Annotated in this window: 1 protein-coding gene and 1 pseudogene; both read right to left on the bottom strand. The window is 71.5% G+C overall.

Annotated features, from left to right (window positions below):
• Positions 1–22 precede the first annotated feature (22 nt).
• A complete protein-coding gene (locus D7V93_RS43490; RefSeq protein ID WP_244237863.1) occupies positions 23–547 on the bottom strand; it encodes a hypothetical protein in 525 nt (174 codons plus the stop codon).
• A gap of 202 nt (positions 548–749) precedes the next feature.
• Positions 750–937, bottom strand: a pseudogene (locus tag D7V93_RS45710) (peptidase MA family metallohydrolase); the annotation flags it as partial.

Below are 937 nucleotides of genomic sequence, written 5' to 3'. Positions count from 1 at the left end.
CGGCAAACCCTTGCAACAAAAGTCAGTGCATCGCGGACCGCTCGTCACGCCGGCCCGTCGGGGCCCGCCGCGTGTGGGACGGTCGTTCGAAGTACTCCACCACCAGGCCACCAAAGGGCACCCGCGGACCGTCCGCCTTCGGGTCCGCCAGCCGTTGGAGCAGCGCCACCGCGCTGTCCACGGCCTCGTCGAGCGCGCGGTTGATGCGCTGGCGCTCCGTGTCTCCACCGCCCAGGACTTCCAGGGCATCCACCAGGCACCGCCGCAGCAGTGCGAATTCGTCATGCAGCGCGCGCGCGCCACGCTCCGGCGCCAGGCGCAGCACCGCGCGGGTGCGACTCCAGGGGCTCGTCTCCAGGCCTTCCAGCGTCAACCCCAGCTCCCGGACGAAGGGCTCCACCAGTCCGTCCAGCAGGCTGGGCCCCGGGACTGCCTGGGACTCGTGCGCCGCCAGCCGCATCCGGCGCCACAACGCCGCGATGCGCTCCGGCTGCCTGCTGAAGACCCGGGCCGCCCCCGCCTTCTTCCGTCCCCGCTCCGCCGCCATGTCCGTTGTCGTCCGCATCGCGAACGGAGACATAGCAAGTGCTTTGCCAACGCCAGACGTGTGCCAGTACCCAATGAATCCGCCTGTTTGGGCAATGGGCCCGCCCTGAAGGGAGGGCGGAAGGCGTAAATCCTACGGGGCGGATGTTGAAAGCCGGGGGGCGGGGTGAAGAACCTTCCCAGGCTGGGCACCGGAGCGCCCGTCAGTGGAGCGTTGGCTTGGGCGGGCGACCTGCCGGGTGCTCGCCGTCCACTTCGAACTCGCCGCTGGACGTCTCCGGCTCTTCGTCCACGGCCCCCGGAGCCTCTGGCGCCTCCGGGGCTTCCGGCCCGCCAGCGCCGGACTCCAGCGCTTCGGGGGCGCCTTCCAGCGCCTCCGGCTGCGCGGGGC

This window comes from Corallococcus llansteffanensis, from assembly GCF_003612055.1.
Classification (GTDB): Bacteria; Myxococcota; Myxococcia; order Myxococcales; family Myxococcaceae; genus Corallococcus; species Corallococcus llansteffanensis.
This window is presented reverse-complemented; position numbering and strand designations above follow the sequence as displayed.

What these genes read in the sequence shown, in the direction of transcription:
- D7V93_RS43490 (WP_244237863.1), bottom strand. Translation starts at nt 547, where the DNA reads ATGGCGGCGGAGCGGGGACGGAAGAAGGCGGGGGCGGCCCGGGTCTTC.